This window comes from Actinopolymorpha singaporensis (assembly GCF_900104745.1).
In the GTDB taxonomy this organism is placed as follows: Bacteria; Actinomycetota; Actinomycetes; order Propionibacteriales; family Actinopolymorphaceae; genus Actinopolymorpha; species Actinopolymorpha singaporensis.
Genome location: NZ_LT629732.1, coordinates 4,913,251 through 4,938,553 on the forward strand (window position 1 = coordinate 4,913,251; position 25,303 = coordinate 4,938,553).

General features: G+C 70.8%; 19 protein-coding genes. 4 read left to right on the forward strand and 15 right to left on the reverse strand.

What is annotated here, in order from left to right:
- Window position 1: 1 nt before the first annotated feature.
- The 8 genes from gap to BLU27_RS22170 all read right to left on the reverse strand — a co-directional run bounded on the left by gap (window position 2) and on the right by BLU27_RS22170 (window position 10,286).
- Complete coding sequence (gap, locus tag BLU27_RS22135) at window positions 2-1,024, reverse strand: type I glyceraldehyde-3-phosphate dehydrogenase (protein ID WP_092655597.1); 1,023 nt, start codon at window positions 1,022-1,024, stop codon at window positions 2-4.
- A gap of 221 nt (window positions 1,025-1,245) precedes the next feature.
- Window positions 1,246-2,226 (reverse strand): DNA-binding protein WhiA, encoded by a 981-nt coding sequence (whiA, locus tag BLU27_RS22140; RefSeq protein WP_092655598.1) that lies wholly within the window; start codon window positions 2,224-2,226, stop codon window positions 1,246-1,248.
- 86 nt (window positions 2,227-2,312) lie between these two features.
- Window positions 2,313-3,341: a gluconeogenesis factor YvcK family protein gene (locus BLU27_RS22145; protein WP_092655599.1), complete on the reverse strand. Its 1,029-nt coding sequence runs from the start codon at window positions 3,339-3,341 to the stop codon at window positions 2,313-2,315.
- The gene (gene rapZ, locus BLU27_RS22150) at window positions 3,338-4,207 is read right to left on the reverse strand and encodes an RNase adapter RapZ (protein ID WP_092655600.1); all 870 of its coding nucleotides are present in this window, start codon (window positions 4,205-4,207) and stop codon (window positions 3,338-3,340) included. The genes BLU27_RS22145 and rapZ overlap by 4 nt, the downstream gene beginning before the upstream one ends.
- The gene (gene uvrC / locus BLU27_RS22155; RefSeq protein WP_092655601.1) at window positions 4,188-6,464 is read right to left on the reverse strand and encodes an excinuclease ABC subunit UvrC; all 2,277 of its coding nucleotides are present in this window, start codon (window positions 6,462-6,464) and stop codon (window positions 4,188-4,190) included. Before uvrC ends, rapZ begins: the two co-directional genes overlap by 20 nt.
- A gap of 164 nt (window positions 6,465-6,628) precedes the next feature.
- Complete coding sequence (locus BLU27_RS22160; RefSeq protein WP_241827570.1) at window positions 6,629-7,162, reverse strand: Rieske (2Fe-2S) protein; 534 nt, start codon at window positions 7,160-7,162, stop codon at window positions 6,629-6,631.
- 119 nt (window positions 7,163-7,281) lie between these two features.
- On the reverse strand, window positions 7,282-8,616 hold the full coding sequence (locus tag BLU27_RS22165) for a nickel pincer cofactor-dependent isomerase, group 22 (RefSeq protein ID WP_092655602.1): 1,335 nt from the start codon (window positions 8,614-8,616) through the stop codon (window positions 7,282-7,284).
- Window positions 8,617-8,711: 95 nt separating this feature from the next.
- Complete coding sequence (locus tag BLU27_RS22170) at window positions 8,712-10,286, reverse strand: UxaA family hydrolase (RefSeq protein WP_241827571.1); 1,575 nt, start codon at window positions 10,284-10,286, stop codon at window positions 8,712-8,714.
- A gap of 191 nt (window positions 10,287-10,477) precedes the next feature.
- Between BLU27_RS22170 and BLU27_RS22175 the strand changes: the two genes are divergently transcribed.
- Window positions 10,478-11,419 carry a FadR/GntR family transcriptional regulator gene (locus BLU27_RS22175; protein ID WP_157728751.1) on the forward strand — a complete coding sequence of 314 codons (942 nt, stop codon included), beginning with the start codon at window positions 10,478-10,480 and terminating at the stop codon, window positions 11,417-11,419.
- Window positions 11,420-12,612: 1,193 nt separating this feature from the next.
- Here the strand turns inward: BLU27_RS22175 and BLU27_RS22185 are convergent.
- The 4 genes from BLU27_RS22185 to BLU27_RS22200 all read right to left on the reverse strand — a co-directional run bounded on the left by BLU27_RS22185 (window position 12,613) and on the right by BLU27_RS22200 (window position 18,212).
- Window positions 12,613-13,704, reverse strand: a complete 1,092-nt coding sequence (locus BLU27_RS22185) for a glycoside hydrolase family 172 protein (protein ID WP_092655605.1) — start codon at window positions 13,702-13,704, stop codon at window positions 12,613-12,615.
- Window positions 13,705-13,894: 190 nt separating this feature from the next.
- The gene (locus BLU27_RS22190) at window positions 13,895-14,731 is read right to left on the reverse strand and encodes a YceI family protein (protein WP_092655606.1); all 837 of its coding nucleotides are present in this window, start codon (window positions 14,729-14,731) and stop codon (window positions 13,895-13,897) included.
- 8 nt (window positions 14,732-14,739) lie between these two features.
- Window positions 14,740-17,607 (reverse strand): MFS transporter, encoded by a 2,868-nt coding sequence (locus tag BLU27_RS22195; RefSeq protein ID WP_157728752.1) that lies wholly within the window; start codon window positions 17,605-17,607, stop codon window positions 14,740-14,742.
- On the reverse strand, window positions 17,604-18,212 hold the full coding sequence (locus BLU27_RS22200; protein ID WP_172805012.1) for a MarR family winged helix-turn-helix transcriptional regulator: 609 nt from the start codon (window positions 18,210-18,212) through the stop codon (window positions 17,604-17,606). Before BLU27_RS22200 ends, BLU27_RS22195 begins: the two co-directional genes overlap by 4 nt.
- Before the next feature lie 383 nt (window positions 18,213-18,595).
- Here BLU27_RS22200 and BLU27_RS22205 point away from each other — a divergent pair, with 383 nt between their 5' ends.
- Window positions 18,596-19,057, forward strand: a complete 462-nt coding sequence (locus BLU27_RS22205; protein ID WP_241827572.1) for an ASCH domain-containing protein — start codon at window positions 18,596-18,598, stop codon at window positions 19,055-19,057.
- Window positions 19,058-19,167: 110 nt separating this feature from the next.
- Here BLU27_RS22205 and BLU27_RS22210 read toward each other — a convergent pair whose 3' ends face one another.
- Both BLU27_RS22210 and BLU27_RS29285 read right to left on the reverse strand, forming a co-directional pair.
- Window positions 19,168-19,602, reverse strand: coding sequence for a MarR family winged helix-turn-helix transcriptional regulator (locus tag BLU27_RS22210; protein WP_092655610.1), 435 nt, complete (start codon window positions 19,600-19,602; stop codon window positions 19,168-19,170).
- A gap of 98 nt (window positions 19,603-19,700) precedes the next feature.
- Window positions 19,701-19,907 carry a hypothetical protein gene (locus tag BLU27_RS29285; RefSeq protein ID WP_157728753.1) on the reverse strand — a complete coding sequence of 69 codons (207 nt, stop codon included), beginning with the start codon at window positions 19,905-19,907 and terminating at the stop codon, window positions 19,701-19,703.
- Between the two features lie 205 nt (window positions 19,908-20,112).
- Between BLU27_RS29285 and BLU27_RS22215 the strand changes: the two genes are divergently transcribed.
- Complete coding sequence (locus BLU27_RS22215) at window positions 20,113-20,286, forward strand: DUF3099 domain-containing protein (RefSeq protein ID WP_092655611.1); 174 nt, start codon at window positions 20,113-20,115, stop codon at window positions 20,284-20,286.
- 12 nt (window positions 20,287-20,298) lie between these two features.
- Window positions 20,299-21,081, forward strand: a complete 783-nt coding sequence (locus BLU27_RS22220; protein ID WP_092655612.1) for a 2-phosphosulfolactate phosphatase — start codon at window positions 20,299-20,301, stop codon at window positions 21,079-21,081.
- Between the two features lie 69 nt (window positions 21,082-21,150).
- On the opposite strand, the gene hrpA is transcribed toward BLU27_RS22220, so the two are convergent.
- Window positions 21,151-25,215, reverse strand: coding sequence for an ATP-dependent RNA helicase HrpA (gene hrpA, locus BLU27_RS22225; RefSeq protein ID WP_092655613.1), 4,065 nt, complete (start codon window positions 25,213-25,215; stop codon window positions 21,151-21,153).
- Between the last annotated feature and the right edge of the window lie 88 nt (window positions 25,216-25,303).

The window sequence follows — 25,303 nt, forward strand, 5'->3', positions numbered from 1 at the left end:
GTCACAGCGACCGACCAACGAGCGCGGCGAGGTCGACGAGACGGTTGGAGTAGCCCCACTCGTTGTCGTACCAGCCGACGACCTTGACCTGGTTGCCGTTGACCATGGTCAGTGACGCGTCGATGGTGCAGCTCGGCGCGGTGTTGACGATGTCGGAGGAGACGATCTCGTCCTCGGTGTAGACGAGGATGTCCTTCAGCGGGCCCTCGGCGGCCGCCTTGAACGCCGCGTTGACCTCCTCCTTGGTGGTCTCCCGCTCCAGGTCGACCACGAGGTCGGTGACCGAGCCGGTCGGCACCGGGACGCGGAACGCCATGCCGTCGAGCTTGCCCTTGACCTCGGGGATGACCAGGCTGGTCGCCTTCGCCGCGCCCGTGGTCGTGGGAATGATGTTGATGGCGGCCGCCCGCGCACGGCGCAGGTTGACCGTGCCCTTGCGGGTCACCGCGATCTGGTCGAGCAGCTGCTGCTCGGTGGTGTAGGCGTGGATCGTGGTCATCAGACCCTTGGTGATCCCGAAGTTGTCGAGCAGTACCTTCGTCATCGGCGCCACGCAGTTGGTGGTGCACGACGCGTTGGAGATGATCGAGTGCTTCGCCGGGTCGTACTTGTCGTCGTTGACGCCGAGCACGATGGTGATGTCCTCATCGGTGGCCGGCGCGGAGATGATGACCTTCTTGGCGCCCGCTTCGACGTGCTTACGAGCGTCCGCCGCCTTGGTGAAGCGCCCGGTCGACTCGATGACGACGTCGGCGCCGAGTTCCGCCCACGGCAGCTTCGCCGGGTCGGTCTCCGCGGTGGCGCGGAAGGACTTGCCGTCGACGGTCAAAGACGTGTCGTCGTACGTCACGTCGGCGTCGAGCCTGCCGAGGACCGAGTCGTACTTCAGCATGTGGGCAAGGACGTCGTTGCCGGTGAGGTCGTTCACACCGACGATCTCGACGTCCGCACCCTGGGCGAGTGCGGCCCGGAAGAAGTTACGGCCGATCCGGCCGAAGCCGTTGATTCCAACCCGAATGGTCACAGGACGCTCCCTCGCATGGGTCGTTGCTTGTCGTGCATCTGCGCTGCGGACAGGGGCCTGGCCTCGTTGCCTGGCGGCGATTCCCTGGGTGTGCGCCGAGGCATTCTCACCGCGGAGACTATCTGGTCTGCCCCACCCTCCCCCGACCCGGCCCGCGACGGACGGAGGCGCTGGTCAGGAACCAGGTGAGGCGCCCGGCCCGCAGGTGGCCGGCGATGCGGTCAGGAACTCATCATCTCCGCGGTGAGGTTGGCGTCGGTGCCGGGAATTCCGAGGTCGGCGGCTCGTTTGTCGGCCATCGCCAGGAGCCGCCGGATGCGACCGGCGATCGCGTCCTTGGTCAGGGGCGGCTCGTGGATCTGGCCGAGTTCCTCCAGCGAGGCCTGCCGGTGCTCCAGGCGCAACCGGCCGGCCAGCTGCAGGTGCTCGGGTACCTCATCGCCCAGGATCTCCAGCGCGCGCTGGACCCGGGCACCCGCGGCCACGGCGGCGCGGGCCGAACGCCGGAGGTTGGCGTCGTCGAAGTTGGCGAGCCGGTTGGCGGTGGCGCGCACCTCCCGGCGCATCCGGCGTTCCTCCCAGGCCATCAGGCTCTCGTGCGCACCCAGCCTGGTGAGCAACGCACCGATCGCGTCGCCGTCGCGGATCACCACCCGGTCGATGCCGCGCACCTCGCGGGCCTTGGCCGCGATGCCGATCCGCCGGGCGGCACCGACCAGGGCGAGCGCGGCCTCGGGGCCGGGACAGGTGACCTCCAGCGCGCCGGATCGCCCCGGCTCAGTCAGCGAACCGTGGGCGAGGAACGCCCCGCGCCAGGCCGCCACGGCATCACAGGTGGAGCCGTTGACCACCTGGGGCGGCAGCCCGCGAACGGGCCGGCCGCGACCGTCGAGCAGGCCGGTCTGGCGGGCGAGCGCCTCACCCTCCCGGACCACCCGCAGGACGAACCGGTTGGACTTGCGAAGCCCGCCAGGAGCGAGCACCAGCACATCGCTGACGTGCCCGAACACCTCGGCGATCTCTCTGCGTAGTCGCCGGACCGAAGCACCGGTGTCCAGCTCGGCCTCGATGACGATCCGGCCACTGACGATGTGCAGGCCGCCGGCGAACCGAAGGGTCGCGGACACCTCCGCTTTGCGACAGCAGGGTTTTGTCACCGTCGCACTGGTGAGCTCCGCCTTGACCTGCGCCGTCATCGCCATGGCCCGATCCTGCCACGAATGCGGAATTCGCACCGCGAATGGGTCGAGCCGGTGAGGCTTCTCAGGATCATCTACGCTACCCAGAGTCACGACGATAACACTTTGGCATACACGCGGGCGAGCCGCTGCGGATCATGCTTCGGCGAACCGTCGGTCCAGGCTACGTCGGCCATCACGAGTTCGGCGCCGAGCCGGGTGGCCGCGTCGACCAGCGCCGGGTGGTCGGCGACGAACGCGTCGTCGGCAACCACGACGTCCACGCGCAGGTCAGGAGCGTGCGCGGCAAGCACCTCCAGGTGCCGCTCGGGCGAGAAACCGCGCGTCTCCCCCGCCTGCGGGGCAAGGTTGAGGGTGAGGATGCGGCGGGCCTTCGTCTCGTGCAACGCGGTCGCCAGCTCCGGCACCAGCAGGTGGACGAGGACGCTGGTGAACCACGAGCCCGGACCGAGCACCACCCCGTCGGCGTCGCGAACGGCCGCTACCGCTTCCGGACAGGCCGGCGGGTCGGGTGGCTCCAGCGCGACGCTTCGGACCCGGCCCGGCGTACTCGCCACCTCCGACTGACCGCGCACCGTCCGCACCAGGGCGGGATTCTCCGGATCGAGGCCCTCGACCTGGGCGGTGATCCGCAACGGGACGGCGCACATCGGCAGCACCCGACCGCGGGCACCGAGCAGCCGGGCCACCCAGTCCAGGCCCGCGACATGGCGGTCCGCAATCGCGTCCACGCCCGACGTCTCGGGCGCGGCTCCGGACGAGCGCTGGGCCAGGCGTTCCCACAACGCCACGATGAGCAGGTTGCCGACCGCGTGCCCGGACAGCTCGCCGTCGCTGGCGAACCGGTGCTGCAGCACCTCGGCCCACGTACGTCCCCACTCGTCGTCGCCACACAGGGCGGCCAGCGCCTGCCGCAGGTCACCGGGCGGAAGCACCCCGAACTCCGAACGCAGGCGGCCGGAGGAGCCGCCGTCGTCGGCGACCGTCACCACCGCGGTGAGCTGGTCGGTGACCTGGCGCAGCGCCGACAGGGAGGCGGACAGGCCGTGCCCGCCGCCGAGAGCGACGACCTTCGGCCCGGCGCCCGGCGTCTGCACCGTCCCCTGGGGCGAACTCATTCGCGCCCCAGGTCGCGGTGCAGGACGAGATTGCCGATGCCACGCTCCCGCAGCCTTGCGCCGAGTTCTTCCGCCATCGCCACACTCCGGTGTTTGCCGCCGGTGCATCCGACCGCGATCGTCGCGAACCGTTTCCCCTCGCGCAGATATCCCCGCGCCAGCAGGGTCACCAGCCCTTCGTACTGGTCGAGGAACGGCAACGCGTCCTCCTGCTTCAGGACGTACTCCCGAACCTCCGCGTCCAAACCCGTCCGCGGCCGCAGCTCCGGCTGCCAGTGCGGGTTGGGCAGGAAGCGGCAGTCGACCACGAGGTCGGCATCGACCGGGATGCCGTACTTGTAGCCGAACGACACGATCGTGGCCTGCAGCGCCTGGTCGTCCGCGCCGCCGAACGCGTTGACGATCTTGGCCGCGAGCTGGTGGACGTTGAGATTCGAGGTGTCGATGACCAGGTCGGCGTCGGCGCGCAGCTCGCGCAGTGCCTCGCGTTCGCGGGCGATGCCGTCCAGGACCCGGCCGTCACCCTGCAGCGGGTGCGGCCGGCGCACGCTTTCGTACCGGCGGACCAGCACCTCGTCGCCGGCCTCCAGGAACAACAACATCGGGCGTACGTCACGGGACCGCAACGCCTCCAGCGCACCCTGCAGGGCGGCGAAGAACGAGCCGGAGCGGACGTCGACCACCACCGCGATCCGGGAGACGGACCGGTCGCCGCCGCCGACCAGCTTGACGATCGTGGGCAGGAGCTCGGGCGGGAGGTTGTCGACGACGAACCATCCGAGGTCCTCCAGGACGTGCGCGGCCGCGCTGCGCCCGGCTCCGGACATGCCGGAGACGAGGACCAGCTCAGGAGGGTCTATCGTCATCGGTTGCTCCCCTGGTAGGTGCGAGATCTCGCATCATCGCGTCGTCGGCGGCTTCCGCCGACGTCGGGTCGGTGCGTGCCGCCTGATCTTCCTGCCCGGCCTCGCCGGACAGCCGGCGCTGATCGAGCGGCTCGGGCTGCTCGGGCTGCTCGACCGGCCGGGCGGACGCCGGCTCGGGTGCGTCGTCGAGGATCTCACCGGTCGCGGTGTTGACGGCCGGCCGCCCGCCTGCCCGCTCGGGCTGGTGCAGGGCCGCCACCACCGACTCGGCCGTACGCATGCCGATGCCGGGCACCTCGGCGACCTCCTCCGCCGTCGCGGCCCGCAGCCGCTTGAGCGACCCGAACCTGCGCAACAGCGCCTTGCGCCGGGTCGCACCGAGCCCGGGTACGTCGTCCAGCAGGCTCTCCACCATCGACTTCGACCGCCGCTGGCGGTGGAACGTGATCGCGAACCGGTGCGCCTCGTCGCGGACGCGCTGGAGGAGGTAGAGGCCCTCGCTGGTACGCGGCAGGATGACCGGATCCTCCTGCCCGGGCAGCCACACCTCCTCGAGCCGCTTGGCCAGGCCGCAGACGGGTACGTCGTCGATGCCCAGTTCGTCCATCGCCCGGGCGGCCGCGGCGACCTGCGGCGGGCCGCCGTCGACGACCAGGAGGCCGGGTGCGTAGGAGAACCTGCGCTGCCGGCCGGTCTCCGGGTCGATGCCGACCGGCACACCGGTGGCTGCGCCGTTCGACCGTCCGGCGGTGCTGCCGCCGGCGCCACCGGTGCCGTTGGACGCTCCCGCCTCACCGGACGCGTCCTCGGCGTCGGCGGGCGAGGCAGCACCGACGTCACCGGACTCGGCGTGCTCGTCGAGGTAGCGCTGGAACCGCCGGGTGATGACCTCGTGGATGGAGGCGACGTCGTTGGAGCCGTCGCCACGACCGCGGGCCCGCACCGTGAAGCGGCGGTAGTCGCTCTTGCGGGGCAGGCCGTCCTCGAACACCACCATCGACGCCACGACGTCCGAGCCCTGCAGGTTGGACACGTCGTAGCACTCGATCCGCAGCGGCGCCTCGGGCAGGCCGAGCGCGTCCTGGATCTCCTGCAGCGCGCGGCTGCGGGTGGTCAGGTCGCTGGCCCGCTTGGTCTTGTGCAGCCCGAGCGCCTGGTGGGCGTTGCGGGCCACGGTCTCCATCAGCGCCTTCTTGTCACCGCGCTGGGGGACCCGCAGGTCGACCCGGGCGCCCCGGCGTTCGGCCAGCCAGTCGCCCAGTGCCGCGTCGTCGGCGGGAAGTGCGGGCACCAGGACCTCGCGGGGCACGGACTCCCCGCCCTCCCCGCCGTACAGCTGGATGAGCAGCCGCTCCACCAGCTCGCCGGTCTCGGCGTCGTCGGTCTTGTCGGCGACCCAGCCGCGCTGGCCGCGGATCCGGCCGCCGCGGACGTGGAAGACCTGGACGGCAACCTCGAGCTGGTCCTCGGCCAGGGCCACCACGTCGGCGTCGGTGCCGTCGGCCAGCACCACGGTGTTCTTCTCCAGCGCGCGTTCGAGCGCCTTGAGGTCGTCGCGCAGCTTGGCGGCGCGTTCGAACTCCAGATCGGAGGAGGCCTGGCGCATCTCGCGTTCGACCCGGCGGATGTAGGGCGCGGCGTGCCCGGCCATGAAGTCGCAGAAGTCCTCCACGATCTGCCGGTGCTCCTCCGCGGTGACCCGGCCGACGCAGGGCGCGGAGCACTTGCCGATGTAGCCGAGCAGGCAGGGTCGCCCGATCTGGCCGGCGCGGTTGAACACGCCCTTGGAGCAGGTGCGCGCCGGGAACACCCGCAGCAGCAGGTCGAGCGTCTCCCGGATCGCCCAGGCATGGGAGTACGGCCCGAAGTAGCGCACTCCCTTGCGCTTGCTGCCGCGCATCACCTGCAGCCGCGGGTACTCCTCGTCCAGCGTGACCGCCAGCCAGGGGTAGCTCTTGTCGTCGCGGTACTTGACGTTGAACCGCGGGTCGAACTCCTTGATCCAGGAGTACTCCAGCTGCAGCGCCTCGACCTCGGTGTTGACCACCGTCCACTCGACCTTGCCGGCGGTCTGCACCATCGCCTGCGTGCGCGGATGGAGTGCGGCGAGATCCTGGAAGTACGACCCGAGCCGGGACCGCAGGCTCTTGGCCTTGCCGACATAGATCACCCGGCCCCGCGGGTCGAGGAACCGGTAGACGCCCGGCTGGTCGGGAACCGAGCCGGGTGTGGGTCGATAGGTCGCGGGATCTGCCACTTTTCCGAGCCTAGGCGACGGCACCCCCAAACGGTCGCCGGGCCGCCCCGGTGCCTGCCGTACCGGATCGGGTAAACGACCCGAATCGACCTGCCCGGTCGCCGCCCGCTACTCCGCCCCTCCGCCCTCCGCCGGTCCTCGGCCTAGGCCGGCGGCGAGGTCGGTCAGCCGAGCTTGATCGAGCTGCCCTCGACCTCGATCTTCACCGGCGGCAGCGGCCTGGTCGCAGGCCCCTGCTTGACCGAACCGTCCAGCGCGCTGAAGGCACTGCCGTGGCAGCGGCACCTGATGGTGTCGCCGGTCACGTCGCCGACCGTGCAGCCCCGGTGGGTGCAGGTCGCGGAGAACGCCTTGAACGTCCCCTGCTGCGGCTGGGTCACCACGACCTTCTGCGCGGCGAAGATCTTGCCGCCCTTCACCGGGATCTGGCTGGTCGAGGCGAGGGAGTCGCCACCGCCGCCGCCCTTGGCCGCGTCGTCGTCGGCAGGCGTCCTGGTGTCGTCTCCCTTCGGCGTCTTCTTCGCCGTGTCCGGCGCCTTGTCGTCGCTGTTACCGCCGGCGGAGTCGCCGCCGCCGGTGCCGGACGTGTCGCCACCGCACGCGGCGAGCAGGGGGAACGCGGCGGCCGCTGCGGCCACCCCGCCCAGGGCGTGCCGGCGGGTCATCGGTGCCTTGTCGCGGCGCTCGGGTGTGTCCACGGTGTCCTCCGTCGGTGCGGCGAGTCGCTGGAGCGTCGTACTGAGCGATGTTCTCCCACGACACGCGGGAAGGACCCGGGTGGTTCAGCAGCACCGGATATTTCGGAACGCCCGGTGCGTCATGCCTCCAGCGGCGGCCAGGCCGGCAGCGCACCGTCCGGCGTACAGTCGAAAGGCACCGGCTCCCCGACGATCTCCAGCTGCGACTGCGCCTCCACCTCGGCGCGCAGGCTCTCCGCGACCAGGAGGTGAACGGTGTCCAGGGTGTCGTGCACCCGGACCAGCCGGACGTTCTCCGGGTCGGGCCGGCCGCACATCAGGATCGCCGCGGCCACCGTGGCCTCGTCGGTGGGCAACGCGATCGGCAGCTTCGCCCGGCGCACACCACCGATGCCGGACGTCATCGCGTTCACGTAGAGCGCGTGCAGGTCGATGTCCTCCAGCACCCGGAACGGCACGAAGTCGGCCAGCCCCACGCCGACCGCGTTCCCGTACGACGCCTTGCTGATCCCGTGCACGGTGATGTTGGTGACCCGGGGACGGTCGGGTTCGTCGACGCCCGCGATCCACATCCGGCCGATGACGTTGGTGTCCATGCCGGACCCGGACTTGTCCTTGCCGAGCTCGTCGACGACCAGGACGTCCAGTTCGTCGAAGGGCAGCCGGCCGAGCAGCCGGCCGGCCTCGGCGAGCAGTGCGGTCTCGGCCGGGCCGGCGATGCCGTCGGGCTCGACGAAGGCGATCCGGGCGGTCCGTTCGTGGGCGTTCTCGACGATGCCGATGCCGCCGAGGACGCGGCCGGTCTCGACGATGTGCCGGCCCACCGCGGGAATCCAGCGGGCCAGTCCGGTCGAGCCGTAGATGTGGATGCCCTCCGCGCCGCGCTGCTTGCCCAGGCCGATCGCGGCGATCTTGCCCAGGCCGGACTCGATCTCGCCGTGGAAGTCGGTGTGCGGCTTGATCCGGTTGACCAGCAGGATCCCGTCGGCCTGGGCGGCGTTGGCGTCCAGGTGGACCATCGGCCCGTCGGGCACCCGGCCGAGTTCGACGGTGTCCATGGTCGCCCGGATCGGGACGCCCATGGTCTCCTCGGTCACGCCGTACGACGCGAGGACGGCGACCTGCCCCTCCGCGGTGGCCCCGCCGTGGGAACCCATCGCCGGTACTACGAACGGCTCGGCCCCGGCCGCGCGCAGCCAGTCGCACGCCGCCCGGACCACCGTCGCCAGGTCGTGGATGCCCCGGCTGCCGGCCGTGACTGCGACGCTCATCCCGGGCCGGATCCGCGACCGCAGCGCTTCCAGCTCCCGGGCCGTCGCGGCGGCCACGTCCGGCTCCGCCGGCACGTCGTAGTGCTGGCGGACCGGGATCAACCGCGGCAGCGGTGCCTGCGGACTGAGTTCGCGTACGCGTTCGAAGGGCCCGAGTCCGGTCGGGCTGGTGGCGTCGCTCACGGCGTGTCCTCCCTGGATCGTGGCCTGGATCGTGGCCTGGACATGGGCTGGAGATCGTGGCCTGGATCGGCAGGCGTCGGCTTCGGCGTACCTGCTCACATCACCGCGCCGAGCTGCCACGGCACGAACTCCTCGTCGCCGTAGCCGAGCTCCTCGCTCTTGGTCTTCTCGCCCGAGGCGGTGGCCAGCACCCGATCGAAGATCTGCCGGCCGACCTCCGCGACGGACGCCTCCCCGTCGGCGATGACGCCGCAGTTGACGTCCATGTCGTCGGTCATCCGCTGGTAGACGTCGGAGTTGGTGGCGAGCTTCAGCGACGGCGTGGGCTTGCACCCGAACGCCGACCCGCGGCCGGTGGTGAAGCACAGCACCTGCGCGCCGCCCGCGACCATGCCGGTCGCGTTCACCGGGTCGTAGCCGGGCGTGTCCATGAAGACCAGGCCCTTCGCGGTGATCTGCTCGGCGAACTCCACGACGTCGGCCAGGTTGGTGGTCCCGCCCTTGGCCGCTGCGCCGAGGGACTTCTCCAGAATCGTGGTGAGCCCGCCCGCCTTGTTGCCCGGCGAGGGGTTGTTGTCCATCGAGCCGGAGTGCTTGGCGGTGTAGTCCTCCCACCAGTGGATCCGGCGGATCAGCTTCTCCCCCACCTCGGTGCTGACGGCGCGCCGGGCCAGCAGGTGCTCGGCACCGTAGATCTCCGGTGTCTCCCCGAAGACCGCGGTGCCGCCGTGGGCCACCAGCAGGTCGGCGGCGGCGCCGAGCGCGGGGTTGGCGGTGATGCCGGAGTAGCCGTCGGAACCACCGCACTCCATCGCCAGGATCAGCTCGCTGGCGGGCACGGTCTGCCGGGTGACGGCGTTCACCTCGGGCAGCATCTCCCTGATCCGGGCGATGCCCTCGGCCACGGTCTTGCGAGTGCCGCCGAGCTCCTGGATCGTCATCGGCACGGTGATCTTGTGCTCGGGGATGTTCCAGTGCTCGACCAGCGAGGCGACCTGGTTGACCTCGCAGCCGAGGCCGAGGACGAGGAAGCCGGCGAAGTTCGGGTGGTTGGCGTAGCCGGTGAGGGTACGCCGGAGAACCTCGAAGCCCTCGCTGCCCGGGCCGGCCATGCCGCACCCGGTGCTGTGGGTGAGGGAGACCACGCCGTCGACGTTCGGGAAGTCGTCGAGGACGTCGTACTTGAAGCGCTCGGCGATCAGCTTGGCCGCGGTGGCCGAGCAGTTGACCGTGGTGAGGATGCCGATGTAGTTGCGGGTCGCCACCCGGCCGTCGGGGCGGACGATGCCCTGGAAGGTCGCCAGGGCGTTCTCGGGTACGTACTCGGTGGGCCGGGCGTCGACGCCGAAGTCGTACTCCCGCTCGAACATCTGGAACGCCGTGTTGTGCGTGTGCACGTGCTGCCCGGGCGTGATCGGCTCGCTGGCGAACCCGATGACCTGGCCGTACTTGCGGACCGGCTCGCCCTGGGCGACCGGTGCCACGGCGAGCTTGTGGCCGCGGGGGACGGCGTCGGTGACCTGCAGGGTCCCGCCGGTGGGCAGCGCGTAGCTTCCGGGGGCGAGGTCGCCCATCGCGATCACGACGTTGTCGGTCTCGTGCAGCCGCAGCGTGGCCTCAGCGAGCGCGGGCTGGTCGGTGGCGGGCGTCACTGGCGGCACTGGCGTCACTTGTGTCACCTTCCAAGTCATCTGATGTTTCAATGTCGCGAATCGTACTCGCTCCGCAGCGGCGGCGGACCCTCGTAGGGCGTGTTCAGGGGGCGCGGTCAGGCGGGTGCCATAGGGTTGGCCCCGCAGTCGACCCACCAGCCTGTCCGATGGTGGTCACCTTGGCGGGCACCCTGGGAGGCACGGCGGACATGACCGACCGGAAACCACGACCGAGGAAGCCGGCCCGCATCACGACCGGCCGCGACGGGCGCGGACCAGGCGGCGACGGCGCCGCGGGAGACGCTCGGGTTGCTCGGAGCGCCCGGAGCGCTCGGGGTGTTCGGGGCGCCGGACACGCGGGGGGCGCTGAGGGCGCGCTCGCCGGCGTCAGCCGCTCCGGACTCGCCGACCAGTTGGCCGAACGCCTGCTGGACGAGATCGTCGCCGGTGTCTACCCACCCGACAGCCGGCTCCCACCCGAGCCCGTCCTCGCCGAACGCGCCGGCGTCAGCCGGCTGACGTTGCGCGAGGCGATCAAGGACCTCCGTCAGCGGGGCGTGCTGCGGGTCCAGCAGGGGCGCGGGACGTTCGTGAACCAGCCCGACACCTGGGCGCCGTTCGACAGCACGGTGCTCAACGCGCGGGCGCTGCTGGAATCGGGGTACGAGCTCGCGCACGAGCTCACCGAGCTGCGCCGGATCGTCGAGCGCGGGATCGCCGAGCTCGCCGCGGTCCGGCGTACCGACGAGGATCTGGACCGGATGGAGGCCGCCGTGGCCACCATGCGCGAGGCCTGGGCGGCGCAGGACCTCGACACCTTCAGCTCCGCCGACGTCGACTTCCACGACGCGCTGCTGCGGGCGGCCGGGAACGCGTTCGCGCTGACGTTGTTCCACTCCGTCGACGGCGCGCTGCGCTCGGTACGCCGGCGCACGGTCGAGGAGAACGCCGAACTCGCCGAACGCGCGATCGACTACCACGCCAAGATCATGAGCGCCGTACGCCGGAAGGCTCGGCGGTCGGCCGGGGCGCTGATGGACGAGCACCTGCAGGAGACGGAGGACTTCACCGCCGCGCTGGCGGCCGCGTCCTCCGCCGCCGCCGCGGCCCGGGCCGAGGAGGACGACGCCCGCACCCGCCGCCGCGCCTGAGTCTCGTCCTGCCGCGGACCATTCAGTGCAATCCAGCGAAGTGTGGAGACTTACGGGGGTCATAGCCCCCGTAAGTCTCCACACTTCGCTCGGGAAGGACCGCAGAACGCGCACGGAGCGGGAGTTCCGGGCCAGCCGCGTCGACGGAGCACCCGAGCCACCTGAGCTGCGACCTCGCATGGTTGTGCCAACGTCTCCGCCCAGCCGTACCTCAATGTCCAGTGCCGTCCTCGGCGGCACCGTTGTCCCGTCGGCGATCCCGAAACGCCCCCTCCTCCACGTGCCCGAGCCGTCCGTCGAGCTCCACCAGGAGGAGGTACTTCTCGTAGCACACGTCGGACCACTGTCGGCCCGCAGCAGTTCGGCGACTGGTCTGCCGAACGCTCCGCGGCAGACGGTGCGGGCGCTCCACGGACCGCAGGTAGGCCACTTCCAGTGGTGACTGGGCACCCTCCTCGACGTCTGAGAGCAGGGCCCGCAACTGAGCGCGCCATCGAAGGGTCGGGCGACCTGCGAGCGCGGCGAGAAGTCGCGCCGGCGTCGTACGCCGGCGTTGGCAGGCGCAGGTCACCAGACACACGACGTCGGCAAGGCGATCGGCGCCGGATGCCAGGTCGAGTATCGTCTCCTCCACACGAGTCCGCGGAGGCATCCGCGAGGGATGTCGGAGCGCGAGGATCCGCCGGGAACGATGCACACGCAGCCCGCGCTGCTGGATCACCCGACGACCGCTCGGGACCGTGACGTCTATCGGTTCGTCCGGATCGAGGGCGTCCAGAAGCCCCCAGAGTTCAGCTGCCGAGCGATGACTCAGTACTGCTTCGAGTCCGGCAAAGAGCACGGCCGCCCATTGCTGGGTCGACCGCTGCGTCGGACCGTCGTAGGTGACGTACACCCGTGGGTAACGCCGAAACCAACGGCCCGAAAGCACACGTGCTCGCACGCGCTCTCGGGTCAGGCCCGCAGCGATCACCTGGTCCAGGAGTACCGCACCGGCCTGAGCTTCGACCGTTGCCCGCAAAGACGGGGGAAGCGGGGTGGGCATGGCCGAGAGTCCCACGAACCGGCCTGCGCCAGCCCTGCCGCGGATGCCGGCTGTGGATGAAAAGGCCGAGCAGCCAAGTGTGGAGACTTACGGGGCTATCGACAAACTGGCCGGTGAGCTCCGGCCGGCCGCGCATCGAGACGAGGGGTCAGCAGATTTCGAGGGTGTCAAGGTCGGGGGTCGCAGGGCCCGAGTGCGACGTCTCACCGGAGTACCAGAACGCCGTGGAGGCGATGTCGTCCTGCAGCGGGAGGTACCGCCCGCCCGAACGCCAGCCCAGCGCCTGGACCGTCACCTTCAGGTCGGAGGCGAACCGGATCGGGTCGAGGACGTGCCAGCGGTACATACCGAACCGCTGCTGGCTCTGGTACAGCCCGTCCGGCGCGATGATCTGGTGCAGGCCGAGGAACGGTGTCGAGAACGCCGTGTAGCCCTGCCCCGGCACGTCGAAGTTCCACGCCCCGCCGAAGTAGTCCTCGGTGCCGGTGCCGCAGATCGTCGGGAACTCCTCGTCCCCGTCCAGGAAGAACTTCAGCTCGCCCTCACCCCACCAGCCGACGCTGTTGACGCCCCAGGCGAGATACGTGCCGACGTAGTGGCCCGCACCGGTCACGCCGTCCAGGATGGTGTGCACGTCCTTGCTGGGCAGCGGGTTGCTCCGCCGCCACTGGGAGTGGAAGTACGCCACCTGGTCGCCCTGTGCGCCGAGTTCGGTGAGCGTGTAGTCCACCTGGTAGTAGACGATCACGTCCTCGTCGGCGAGGTTCTCCAGGGTGACCCGCGCGTTGTTCAGGAACGGCATCGTCCAGTACGAGTTGAAGCCGCCGTTGGGGTTGACCGCCACCGGCATCGAACTCAGCTGGGCGAACTTCCCCCACCCCTGGCCGAAGAAGTCCCCCACCGGCACCTCGACCGCCGGGCGAGTGTCGTCGTCCCAGTAGAAGCGCAGCAGCAGGCGGCGCCAGTTGGACACGTGCGTGGTGAGCCAGATGTGCTGGATCGCACCGGGGCCGTCGATCTCTGCGAGGGACGCCGTCTCCCCCGCCCCGATCCGGATCGAGGGCGAGACCTTCCAGCCCAGGCCGAGGTCGCGGGCCGCCCTGGCACCCGTACCTTCGGTCGCAGCGCCGCCGCGCCCCTTCTCACCGGTGGGGTTCTCCGCACTGATCGACCGGGTGACCGCACCGGACAGGTGCGCCAGATCGCCGAGGCCACTCACGAGACCCGAATTACCGCTCACGCCATGCCTTTCCGCAGATGTTCGTCGTCGAGTCGTCCCGTCCTCCCCTGAAGGCGAGCCCGTCAGGAGCGAGTCGGGACCGACGCGACGACGCTATCGGGAAGACCGCCGGCAGCGGCAGGTCGTGAGGGGTGCGTCGGCCGGTCAGCGCGTCCGGTTGCGGACGCGCGGACCGGCCGTCCCGAGCCGGTCAGAACGACGGGAGTTCCTCGCCCTGCACGGCCTGGATGTTCAGCTCCACCCGGATCGTCGCGCCGACCGCCGCGACGCCGGCTCGTACCAGCTGGTTGTAGCTGATCGCGAAGTCGTCCCGCTTCAGCTCGGTGGTGGCCCAGAACCCGGCCCGCACCCCGCCGAACGTGTCCGGGCCCGCGCCGAGGTAGCGCAGGTCCAGGCTCACCGGCCGGTTGATCGCGTTGATGGTCAGCCCGCCGTCCATCGTCCAGCGGTTCTCGCCGGTCGCGGACAGCCGCTCGCTGCGGAACTCGATCGTCGGATAGCGAGCGACGTCCAGGAAGTCGGCGGTACGAAGGTGGTCGTCGCGCATCTTGTTGCCGGTCTCGATGCTGTCGGCGGTGATGACGGCGTGGACGCGGGACTCCTCGATCGGCCGGGCGATGTACATCCGGCCGCCGAACCGGGTGAACCGCCCCTTGACGCTGGAGAAGCCCAGGTGCCGAGCGGTCGCCTCGACACTGGAGTGGTCCGGGTCGATCACCCAGGGCCCCTCCGCCGGCAGCGGCATGCCGCCCGCCCGCGGCAGCGTGACCACCCCGAGCGTGGCGCCGCTACCGCCGACGACGACGGTCCGTGCGGCCGGGGTGTGGCCGGGCGCGGTGACGATCGCGGTGTAGGTCCCGGTCGGCAGCGGGCGGGTGACGACGGCGCCCTCGTCGTCGGCCTCGGCCCGGGCCACCTGCTGGCCGCGCAGGTCGGTCACCGTGACGACGCCGTGGGGCACCGGCCAGCCGTCGGGCGTACGCAGGTCCGCAGTGAGCACGGAGCGGTCCTCCGGTTGCGTTCGCATGCGGCTCCTCACACCTCCGGGTGACCGAGTTCGACGTCGTGCGCGCTGACGTCGCCGCCGCCGAGCCGCACCGAGCTGGTCACCGCCGGGTAGCCGGTGGCCACGACGGTGTAGTCGCCGGCCGCGAGGTCGTCGAGAGCGTAACCGCCGTCGTCGTCGGTGAAGACGGTGCGTACGACGTCGCCGTTCGCGTCGATCAGCGTGACCCGTGCGTCGCGCAGTGGCCGGCCGTACCGGTCGCGGGCGGTCCCTCGCAGGGCGGCCTTGGCGAGGAGTTCCACGTCGCGCCGGGTCTCGCCGAGCTCGGCCACGCTGACCGGCAACGCCGCCGGCTGGAACCCCTCGGCCCGCACCGCCAGCGTGTACGCCGCGGCGCCCACGTCGTCGAACCGGAAACCGCCGTCGGCGCCGGCGACACGGGAGGCAACCACTTCACCGCGGGCGTCGGCCAGCACCACGACGGCCTCGGCGACGGGAAGCCCGGAGTCGGCCGAGCGCACCTCGCCGACGAGGCCGCTGACACCGGCGAGTTCGACGTCGACGGTGACCGGCGTCTCGCCGACCGAGACGGTGGAGGCGCGCGGGTCGCTGGCCGGTGCGGACGCGATCAGGACGTACGTTCCGCCCGGGTCGGCGGGGAGCTGGTACCGGCCGTCGGAACCGCTGGCGGTACGCCCGACCTGGTGGCCGCCGAGGTTGATCAGTGTCAGGGCCGCGTTGGGGACGGGGGTTCCGTCCGAGCGACGGACGACACCCACGACCGCCGCAGAAGGTCCGGCCGGACGGCCTGCGAGAGCGCCGAAGTCACCGTCGCCGGAACCACCGTCGCCGGAACCACCGTCGCCTAAGCCGCCGGCACCGCCACCGAAGCCGTTGTCGCCGCCGGGGGCCTCGTCGCCGCCGTCCCCAACGGCCCCCTCGGGCGAACGGGCCAGGTGAGCGGGTGGGAAGGCGCCGGGCCGTCCGGACGAACCGTGGCGGCCGTTCTCGGGCCGGCCGTTCTCCAGCCGGTGGGACCCGTTGGCCTGCCATCCCAGGCCCGGACCGTCCGGACCGCCCGGGGCGGCCACGCCGACGAGGGAGTCCAGGTCCCGACCGGAGATGCTCTTGCCGCCCGCGCCGTCGGCGTCCATGCCGGCGAGATCGGCGGCATCGGCCGCGAGCCGGGAGCCAACGGGAGCCGGGTGGCCGTTGCCGTTCCGGATGCCGACAGGCTCCAGTCGCTCGTCCGCCGACACCGGCACGGGCACCTGGTCGGAGCCGTCGGCCTGCCCACCCTCCATGCCCTGCGCACCGTCGGCCCCCTGCGCGAGCCGCTCGGCCTCCAGCGTCTGCTGGATGCCGCTCTTCGTGCCGAGCGGTATCTCCTTGATGCACAGGATCGCGATCAGCGCGATCGCCGCGATCGGCGCGGCGACCATGAAGATGTCGGCGACACCCTGGCCGTACGCCTTCTCCACCAGCTCACGCACCGGCGGGGGCAGCTTCGCCACCTCCGGCACGGCTCCGCCTCCGGGAGCGGCCTTGATACCGAGCCGCGCCAGGCCGGCGGCGATGTCGGTCCGCACGTGGTTCTCGAGCACGGCACCGAGCGCGGCGACGCCGATCGCGCCGCCCATGCTCCGGAAGAACGCCACCCCGGCACTGGCCGCGCCCATCTCCCTGATGGAGATGGTGTTCTGCACTGCCAGGACGAGGTTCTGCATCACCATGCCGACGCCGAGACCGAGGAGCAGCAGCGAGACGCCGATCCGGGAGAAGCTGGTGTGGTAGTCGATCGTGCCCATCGCGACCGAGCCCGCGATCAGCAGGACGCCGCCCAGCACCATCCAGCGCTTCCACCGGCCGGTACGGGTGATGATCTGCCCGATCACGGTGCCGGCGACGAGGCTGCCGACCGCCATCGGGATGCTGATCAGACCGGCGACCGTGGGCGACTTGCCCCGGGCGATCTGCATGTACTGGCTGAGGAACACCGACGTGCCGAACATCGTCACGCCGACCGCGACGCTGGCGATGACGGCGAACACGAACGTGCGGTTACGGAAGAGCCACAGCGGCAGGATGGGTTCCTTCGCCCGGTGCTCGGCCACGATCGCGAGGATCAGGAGAACGACGGCGCCGATCACCATGACCGCGGTGGTCGTCGAGGCCCAGCCGAACTGGTTGCCGGCCAGCGTCACCCAGATCAGCAGCGTCGCCACGCCGGCACTGAGCAGGACCGCACCCACGTAGTCGATGCTCACCTTTCGGCGGATGCGCGGCAGGTGCAGCGTCTTCTGCAGTACCGCGAGGGCGATCACGGCGAACGGCACACCGACGTAGAACGTCGAACGCCAGCCAAGCGGGGAGTCGGTGAGGACACCGCCGAGGAGCGGTCCCGCGACGGTGCCCACGGCCATGGTCGCACCGAGGAAGCCCATGTAGCGGCCGCGGTCGCGGGGGCTGATGATGTCGGCCAGGATGACCTGCGACAGGGCGGTCAGGCCACCGGCACCGAGGCCCTGCAGGACCCGCAGGCCGATCAGCTCGCCGACGTTCTGCGACAGGCCGGCCAGCGCGGAACCGACGACGAACACGATCAGCGCGATCTGCACCAGAAGCTTGCGGCTGAACAGGTCCGCGAGCTTGCCCCAGATCGGCGTACTGATCGTCATCGCCAGCAGGGAAGCGGTGACGACCCAGGTGAACGCGGACTGGCTGCCGCCGAGCTCACTGACGATGCGCGGCAGCGCCGTGGACACCACGGTCGAGGACAGGATCGTGACGAGCATGCCGAGTAGGAGGCCGGACAACGCCTCCAGAACCTGCCGGTGCGTCATTCCCTCGGACGCGGGGGCTGCCGGAGCAGTTGCCGGAGCGGTCTGGGTCGTCATGAGAGAGCTTCAACTCCTGTGCGGTGCCGCTGGTGGTTCGGGTGGGCAGGGCCGACGCGGACTTCGGTGTCCGTGTCTGATGCCTGGCCGGATGCCTGGTCGGCACGGGCCCTGGATCTGCTCCGCGGTTCGGGGCGGTCCGGATGGCCGTCGTCGGGTTGAGCTTCCGGCCGGGTGAGGCCGAGGTCGGCCCGCAGTCGGTGCAGGTGTGCGGTCAGGGCGGCGACGTCCTCGCCCTGCCACTCGTGCAGTGCGGACTCGAAACGGTCGACCACGCCCGAGCGAACGGACTCGAGCTCCCGCCGGCCTTCATCGGTGACGAACACGAGGTGTGCTCTGCCGTCGGCGGGATCTGCCCTGCGGCCGACGTATCCGTGCGCCTCCAACTGGGCGAGCTGCCTGCTGGCGACCGACACGTCGACCATCAACGCCTCGGCCAGTTGGCTGACTCTCGCGTCACCGGACGCCGCCAGGGCGGACAGGACGCCGAGCGCCCCGAAATGACAGCGTGTGCTCGCCGCCAGCCGGGAGATGTCCTTGCGAATGAGTACGACGTCCTGGATCGCTCGGATGAGTTCCTCGAGCTGGGTGCGGGTCACATCCATGTTCACCCCCATCGTTGCCCCGGGCAACTATATGCCTATTAGCTGCCCTAAGCAACCATCTCGAGCGTCCCGTTGTTCCGGTCGAAGAGGGACGGCGCCCCCTTCGCGCGCCGCGTCGAGCCTCGTGTTGGTGTTCGGCGTCGAGTTCGTGATGATCGTCTGCGCGAGCGTTCCGGCGGTTGTTCCCCATGACCCACGGCCGAACCCCTCCGGCGCAGGGCCAACCAGAGCGCGCCAACCAGAGCCGCACGAACCAGAGCCGGGCCGATTGGCGCCGTACCGAACCCGGAAGACTGGCGAGCGAAGAAGACTCTGGGCGGGCCGAGCATTCGCAGCGGCCGGTCGGCTGTCGGTCCGCACGCCGGCGTCGTAGGGTCCCTAGGGTGACGACCGACCAGGCCGCGCCTCACGAGCCGGTGGACCCGTCCGGGCTGCCCCGGGCCGTCTTCGCCTTCCCCGGTCCGCTGCGCGACCGACTGGTGGCGGCGATTCTCGACGGCACGAAGACCACGACCACCAGCCTGCTCGCGGACTACGAGCGAGCCCGCGAGCCGCTACCGGCGGTCGGTGACCGGTCGGTGGTGATCGACTCCGCGGACCGTCCGGTGGCGGTGATCGAGACGACCGAGGTCCAGGTGGTTCCGCTGGAAGCCGTCGACGAGGAGCACGCGGCCGGCGAGGGCGAGGGGCACGCCACCGTCGAGGCGTGGCGGGCCGACCACGAGGAGTTCTGGCACAGCGAGCAGGCACGGGAGGCGTTCGGTGACCCGGACTTCACCGTGAGCGACTCCACTCCCGTGGTGCTCGAACGGTTCCGCCTGGCTGCCGACCTTCGGTCACGGTGACCCGAGCGGCGTGACGCCGGCGCATCGAAGGTGCCCCGTCAACGCGACGTTGCGCGGTGTCAACCGCGCCTTACCCAACGCGACGACGACGTGCTTCGGTGTCGCGCCGCTCAGACCTGGTGGGCGTTGAACCGGTGCAACAGCCGGCCGAGAGTCTCCACGTCCTCGCGTGGCCAGGAGTCCAGGGACGCGCGCAACCGCGCCCTGCGGGCCTCCTGGGCCTCGACCAGCCGTGCGGATCCCTCGTCGGTGAGCCGCAACGTCACCGCCCGGCGGTCGTCCGGATCCTCGACGCGCTCGACGAAGCCCAGGCGTTCCAGCAGACCGACCTGCCGGCTGATGGTGGGCTTGCCGACGCCGAAGTAGGCGGCGATGTCGGTCGTTCGGGCGCCGCCGGTCTGCTGGAGGTTGAACAGGATGCCGTACGCCGCGGCGCCGAGGTCGGGATGCAGCTCACGGGCGATGGTGCCAGAGGTCGACCGGGCGCGGCGCAACAACACCGCGAGCTCGCGCTCGACAGACTCGACCGGATCGTCGGTCCTCACCCATGTCCTCCCCGGCGCAGCGGACAGCGCGCCCACGCGACCGCGGGACGTACTGGTGACCACCGTAGCGGGCGGACGTCTGGATGCTCAGCAGCCGCTCAGCGGAAGTGCTGCGGGCAGTAGAACGAGTTGGAGTCGTGATCCCAGACCCAGCCCTTGTGGTCGGTGAGGTACATCCGCACCTGGCGGGGAGACCCGACCCACAGCCCGTGGTCGTCCGGCCGGAACACCATGCTGGTCTGGCACTCGTCGCAGGTCACCATGGTGTGGTAGCCGGCTTGCTCGTCGCCGCGAATTCGAATCATCGCCGGAAGATACTACCCATACCCTCCCGAATCGGAACCCCCGGCACAGCCTTGGCCTTTCCGGCCGGCGTCAGCCCTGCTCAGATCTGCCCGGGCGGCCGGTCGAGCTGTCAGCGGAAGCGAGCTTCTGCCACTGCCGACCGGACAGGTCGACGGCCCTGTGAACCTCCGAGTGCGATGTTCGTGTGTGCCATGCTGGACCACGATGGGACGCAGAAAGACCTACCTTCTCCTGATGGGCACCTGCGTCGGACTGTTCGTTCTCGCCTGGGTCGTCGTCCGGCACTTCTCGCTCGTGGCGGCTGTGGCGATGTCCGTCGTGGCGGCGCTGATGCCTCCGCTGGCCGCGATCGTCGCCAACTCCCGCCGCAAGCCGTAGGAACTCCCTCCTGTGCACGGTGAGGGCTGGTGGGCGCAGGAGTCGTCCGGAGTACGCCTGGAGTGGGGCCTGACCGGAGCGGAGCGGCTGGCACCGGGCCGCAAGGGCTGGCTGGTGGTGGTGGACGTGCTGTCCTTCACCACGGCGGTGGACGTCGCCACCGAACGCGGAACGCGCGTACTCCCCTACCCGTGGCGCGACGACACGGCCGCGGCCTTCGCCACCAGGCACCGGGCCGCGCTGGCGGTCGGGCGCCGGCAGGTCTCCCCCTCCGCGCCGTGGTCCCTGTCACCGGCGGCCCTGCGGGACGCACCGTTCGTGCCCAGGCTGGTGCTCCCCTCCCCCAACGGCTCCACCATCGCCGCCACGGCCAGCAGCCGCGGTTCGCAGGTGGTCGCGGCCTGCCTGCGCAACGCGGGTGCCGTCGCGCGGTGGCTGGCCGGGCAGGGCGCGGGCACCTCGGGGGAGCCGGTGACGTTGGTCCCGGCCGGTGAGCGCTGGCCTGACGCGAGTCTGCGTCCCGCCCTGGAGGACCTGCTCGGAGCCGGTGCGGTCGCCGCGGCCCTTTCCGAGCTCGGCGCCGGCCCACTGTCCCCGGAGGCCTGCGCCGCAAGGGCGAGCTACCTGGCCGTGGATCCGGCCGCCGCGCTCACCGACTGCTCGTCCGGACGCGAGCTCCGCGTTTGCGGCTTCGCCGAGGACGTCGCCATCGCCGCCGAAGTCGGCGCCAGTACGAGCGTTCCCTTGCTGGCCGGCGGGGCCTTCACCGACGCCGCGGCCGACCGCAACTGGTGAGCTCAAACCGGCGAGCTCAACCGGTGAGCTCAACCGGTGAGCTCAACCGGTGAGCTCAACCGGTGATCCTCAGCCGGTGAGGCGGTCGATCGCCTTCAGGATCCGCTTGTCGGAGATCGGACCGGGTGTGCCCAGGACCTGTGCGAAGTAGCTGACCCGAAGCTCCTCGATCATCCAGCGGATCTCGCGCAGCCCCTCCTCGGCCTCCGCGCTGATCGAGCCGGACACCCGGGCGTCACGGGAGAGCCGGGCACGAGCCTGCTCGTACGCCTCCTGCACCTGCTGCACCGAGCGCATGCGCTCGGTGTCGCGACGGGTTTCTGCGCCCACCTTGTCCAGCCTGCGGTCGATCGCCCGTAGGTAGCGCACCACGTCGGGCAGCCTGCGCCAGCCGGTCTCGGTGACGAAACCCGGATACACCAGCCCTGCCAACTGCGCCTTGACATCGGTCAGGACCGGCAGGAGTACCGGGTTGGACGTACGCCGGAGCCGGGTGTCGAGCTCGTGCGCGACGGCCAGGATGTCGGCCACCCTGGCAACGGTGTCGGCCACCGTGTCGTGCAGGTCCGCGCGTACGGCGTCCCGCAGCCGGTCGAAGCCCGCGCGGTCGCGGACCGGCCCCCCGTTGTCCGCCATCAGCTTGTCCACCGCACAGGCCAGGCAGTCGTCGAAGAGCGCGGCGGCGCTGCCGTGCGGACTGTGGCTCAGTGCGAGTTTCGTCTGGTAGGACTGGCGATCCAGGACATACTTCACCGGCGACGGCAGATTGAGCAACAGCAGCCGGCGGGTGCCCGCCCACATCGCGCGACGGGCGTCGGCCTCGGACTCGAACAACCGGATCGCGGCCGAGTCCCCGGCGTCGGCCAGCGCGGGATAGGCGCGTACGGACAGACCCGCCCGCTGCTTGGCGAACTCCCGTGGCACCTCGTCGAAGTCCCAGCTGCGGATGTTCGCGCGTTCGACCCCACTCGCCGCCTTGGCCAGCGTGACCTTCAGCTCACCGCGCAGCTTCTCCTTCAGGGCGGCGAGATCCTTGCCCTCGCCGAGTGTGCGTCCGCGGCCGTCGAGCACCCGGAACGTCGGCTTGAGGTGGTCCGGTACCTTGCCGAGGTCCCACGACTCCCTCGGGACGACGATGCCGGTGAACTGCCGCAACGCCGCCTCGAGGCTGTCAAGGAAGGGTTGACGGTGGGGCTGCATGCGTTCCAGCGCCGCCCGGGCGAAGTCCGGCGCGGGTACGAGTGTGCGCCGCAACGGCTTCGGCAGCGAGCGGATCAGCGCGGTGACCAGCTCCTGCCGCAGACCGGGGATCTGCCAGTCGAAGGTGTCCGCCCGCAGCTGGTTCAGGATCGGCAGCGGGATGTGCACGGTCACGCCGTCGGCGTCGGCGCCGGGTTCGAACTGGTAGGTGAGCCGCAGCTTCGCGCCCGGCACCTCCCAGAAGTCGGGATAGTCGGCCTCGTCGACCTGCTCGGCCGACTCGTTCACCAGCATGTCGATGGAGAAGGTGAGCAGGTCCGGCTCGCGCCGGCGGGTCTTCTTCCACCACGAGTCGAAGTGGGCCCCCGACACCACGTCCTTGCCGATGCGCTCGTCGTAGAAGTCGAACAGCGCGTCGTCGTCGACGAGGATGTCGCGCCGCCGGGCACGGTCCTCGAGGTCCTCGACCTCGTCCAGCAGGGCGCGGTTGGCGTGGAAGAACTCGTGCCGGGTCTCCCAGTCACCCTCCACCAGGCCGTGCTGGATGAAGAGTTCACGGGACAGTTCGGGGTCGATCCGGCCGTAGTTGACCACCCGCTGCGCCACCAGCGGCACCCCGTACAACGTGACGCGTTCGTACGCCAGCACCGCGGCCTGCTTCTTGGACCAGTGCGGCTCGCTGTAGTTGCGCTTGACCAGGTGCCCGGCCAGCTCCTCCACCCACCCCGGCTCGATCCTGGCCACGATCCGCGCCCACAGCCGGGAGGTCTCCACGAGTTCGGCGGCCATCACCCACTGGGGCGGGTTCCTGAACAACGCCGAACCGGGGAACACGGCGAAGCGGGCACCCCGGGCGCCGAGGTAGTCGTTGGCCGAGCGGCGACCGGAACCGCGGGCGTTCTCCTCCGACTTCTTCTCGCTGTCCTTCAGGCCGATGTGCGAGAGCAGCCCGGCCAGCAGGGACTGGTGGATGCGGTCGGAGTCCAGGTCGTCGCTGCGCCTGCCGACGGTCATGCCGAGCGACGTCGCGACCTGGCGCAGCTGGCTCTCGACGTCCTGCCACTCCCGCACCCGCAGGTAGTTGAGGAACTCGTTCCGGCACAGCCGGCGGAACTGGTTGGACGACAGGGCCCGCTGCTGCTCGCGCAGGTAGTCCCACAGATTGAGGTAGCTGAGGAAGTCGGAGGTCTTGTCCACGAACCGTGCGTGCTGCTGGGTGGCCGCCTCCTCCTTGCCCGTCGGGCGTTCGCGCGGGTCCTGGATGGACAGCGCGGCGGCGATCACCATCACCTCGCGCAGGCAGCCGTTGCGCTCGGCCTCGACCACCATGCGTGCCAGCCGCGGGTCGACCGGCAGCTGCGAGAGCGTTCGCCCGATCGCCGTCAGGCGGTTGCCTCCGTCGCCGCGCTCACCGCGACCCCGCGACCCGCGGCCGCCCTTGCCCGCTTTGCCCGGCCTGGCGTCCTCGTCCGGCCCAGCGTTCTGGACAGGCCCGATCGCCAGCGCGCCGAGCTCCTCCAGCAGCTGTACGCCGGCCTTGACGTTGCGGCTGTCCGGCGGATCGATGAACGGGAAGGCCGCCAGGTCGCCCAGCCCCGCCGCCGTCATCGCCAGGATGACCGAAGCGAGGTTGGTACGCAGGATCTCCGGGTCGGTGAACTCCGGCCGGGCGAGGAAGTCGTCCTCGGAGTAGAGCCGGATGCAGATGCCGTCGGACGTACGCCCGCAGCGGCCCTTGCGCTGGTTGGCCGACGCCTGCGAGATCGCCTCGATCGGCAGCCGCTGCACCTTCAGCCGTTGGCTGTAGCGGGAGATGCGGGCGGTGCCGGGGTCGATGACGTACCTGATGCCCGGCACGGTGAGCGAGGTCTCCGCGACGTTGGTGGCGAGGACGATCCGCCGCCCGCTGTGCCGCTGGAAGACCCGGTGCTGCTCGGCCGCCGACAGGCGGGCGTACAGCGGCGCGATCTCCGTCCGCGGGAGGTTCTGGCGCTCCAGTGCGTCGGCGGTGTCCCGGATCTCCCGCTCGCCGCTGAGGAACACCAGGATGTCGCCGTCGCCCTCCGCGGACAGCTCCTCGACCGCGTCGAGGATCGCCTGGGTCTGGTCCCGGTCGCGGTCCTCGGCGTCCTCCACGATCGGGCGGTAGCGCACCTCCACCGGGTAGGTCCGGCCGGACACCTCCACGATCGGCGCGTCGTCGAAGTGCCGGGAGAAGCGCTCGGGGTCGATGGTCGCCGAGGTGATGATCACCTTCAGGTCGGGCCGGCGCGGCAGCAGCTGCTTGACGTACCCGAGGATGAAGTCGATGTTGAGGCTGCGTTCGTGCGCCTCGTCGATGATGAGGGTGTCGTACTGCCGCAGCATCCGGTCGGACTGGATCTCCGCCAGCAGGATGCCGTCGGTCATCACCTTGACGAGGGTGTTGTCGCCCACCTTGTCGGTGAACCGCACCTTCCAGCCGACGGTCTCACCCAGCGGGGTGTCCAGCTCCTCGGCGATCCGCTCGGCCACCGTCCGGGCCGCCAGCCGCCGTGGCTGGGTGTGCCCGACCAGGCCGCTCACCCCGCGGCCGAGTTCGAGGCACATCTTGGGCAGCTGGGTCGTCTTGCCCGAACCGGTCTCACCGGCCACGATCACCACCTGGTGGTCGCGGATCGCGGCGAGGATGTCGTCCTTGCGCTGGCTGACCGGCAGTTCCTCGGGGTAGCTGACGGTCGGCACGCCGGCACGCCGCGCGGCCAGGCGCTGCTCGGCAGCGGCGATGTCGGCGGCGATCTGGTCGAGGATCTCTCCGGAAACCTGCTGGTCGGCGCGGCCGCGCCGGTTGCGTACGCCGTCGATGCGGCGCTGCAGCCGGCGCCGGTCGGGGTGCATCAACTCCGGGAGGCGGGCCTGCAGCTGGGCGAGCGATGATCGCGACGGCGTGTCCATACGGAGGTCAAGGATAGGCAACGCCGCCAACTGCGACACCTCGTTATCCCCCGGGAGGCTCCCGGGCGGCGGTCCACCGGGCGGCGCC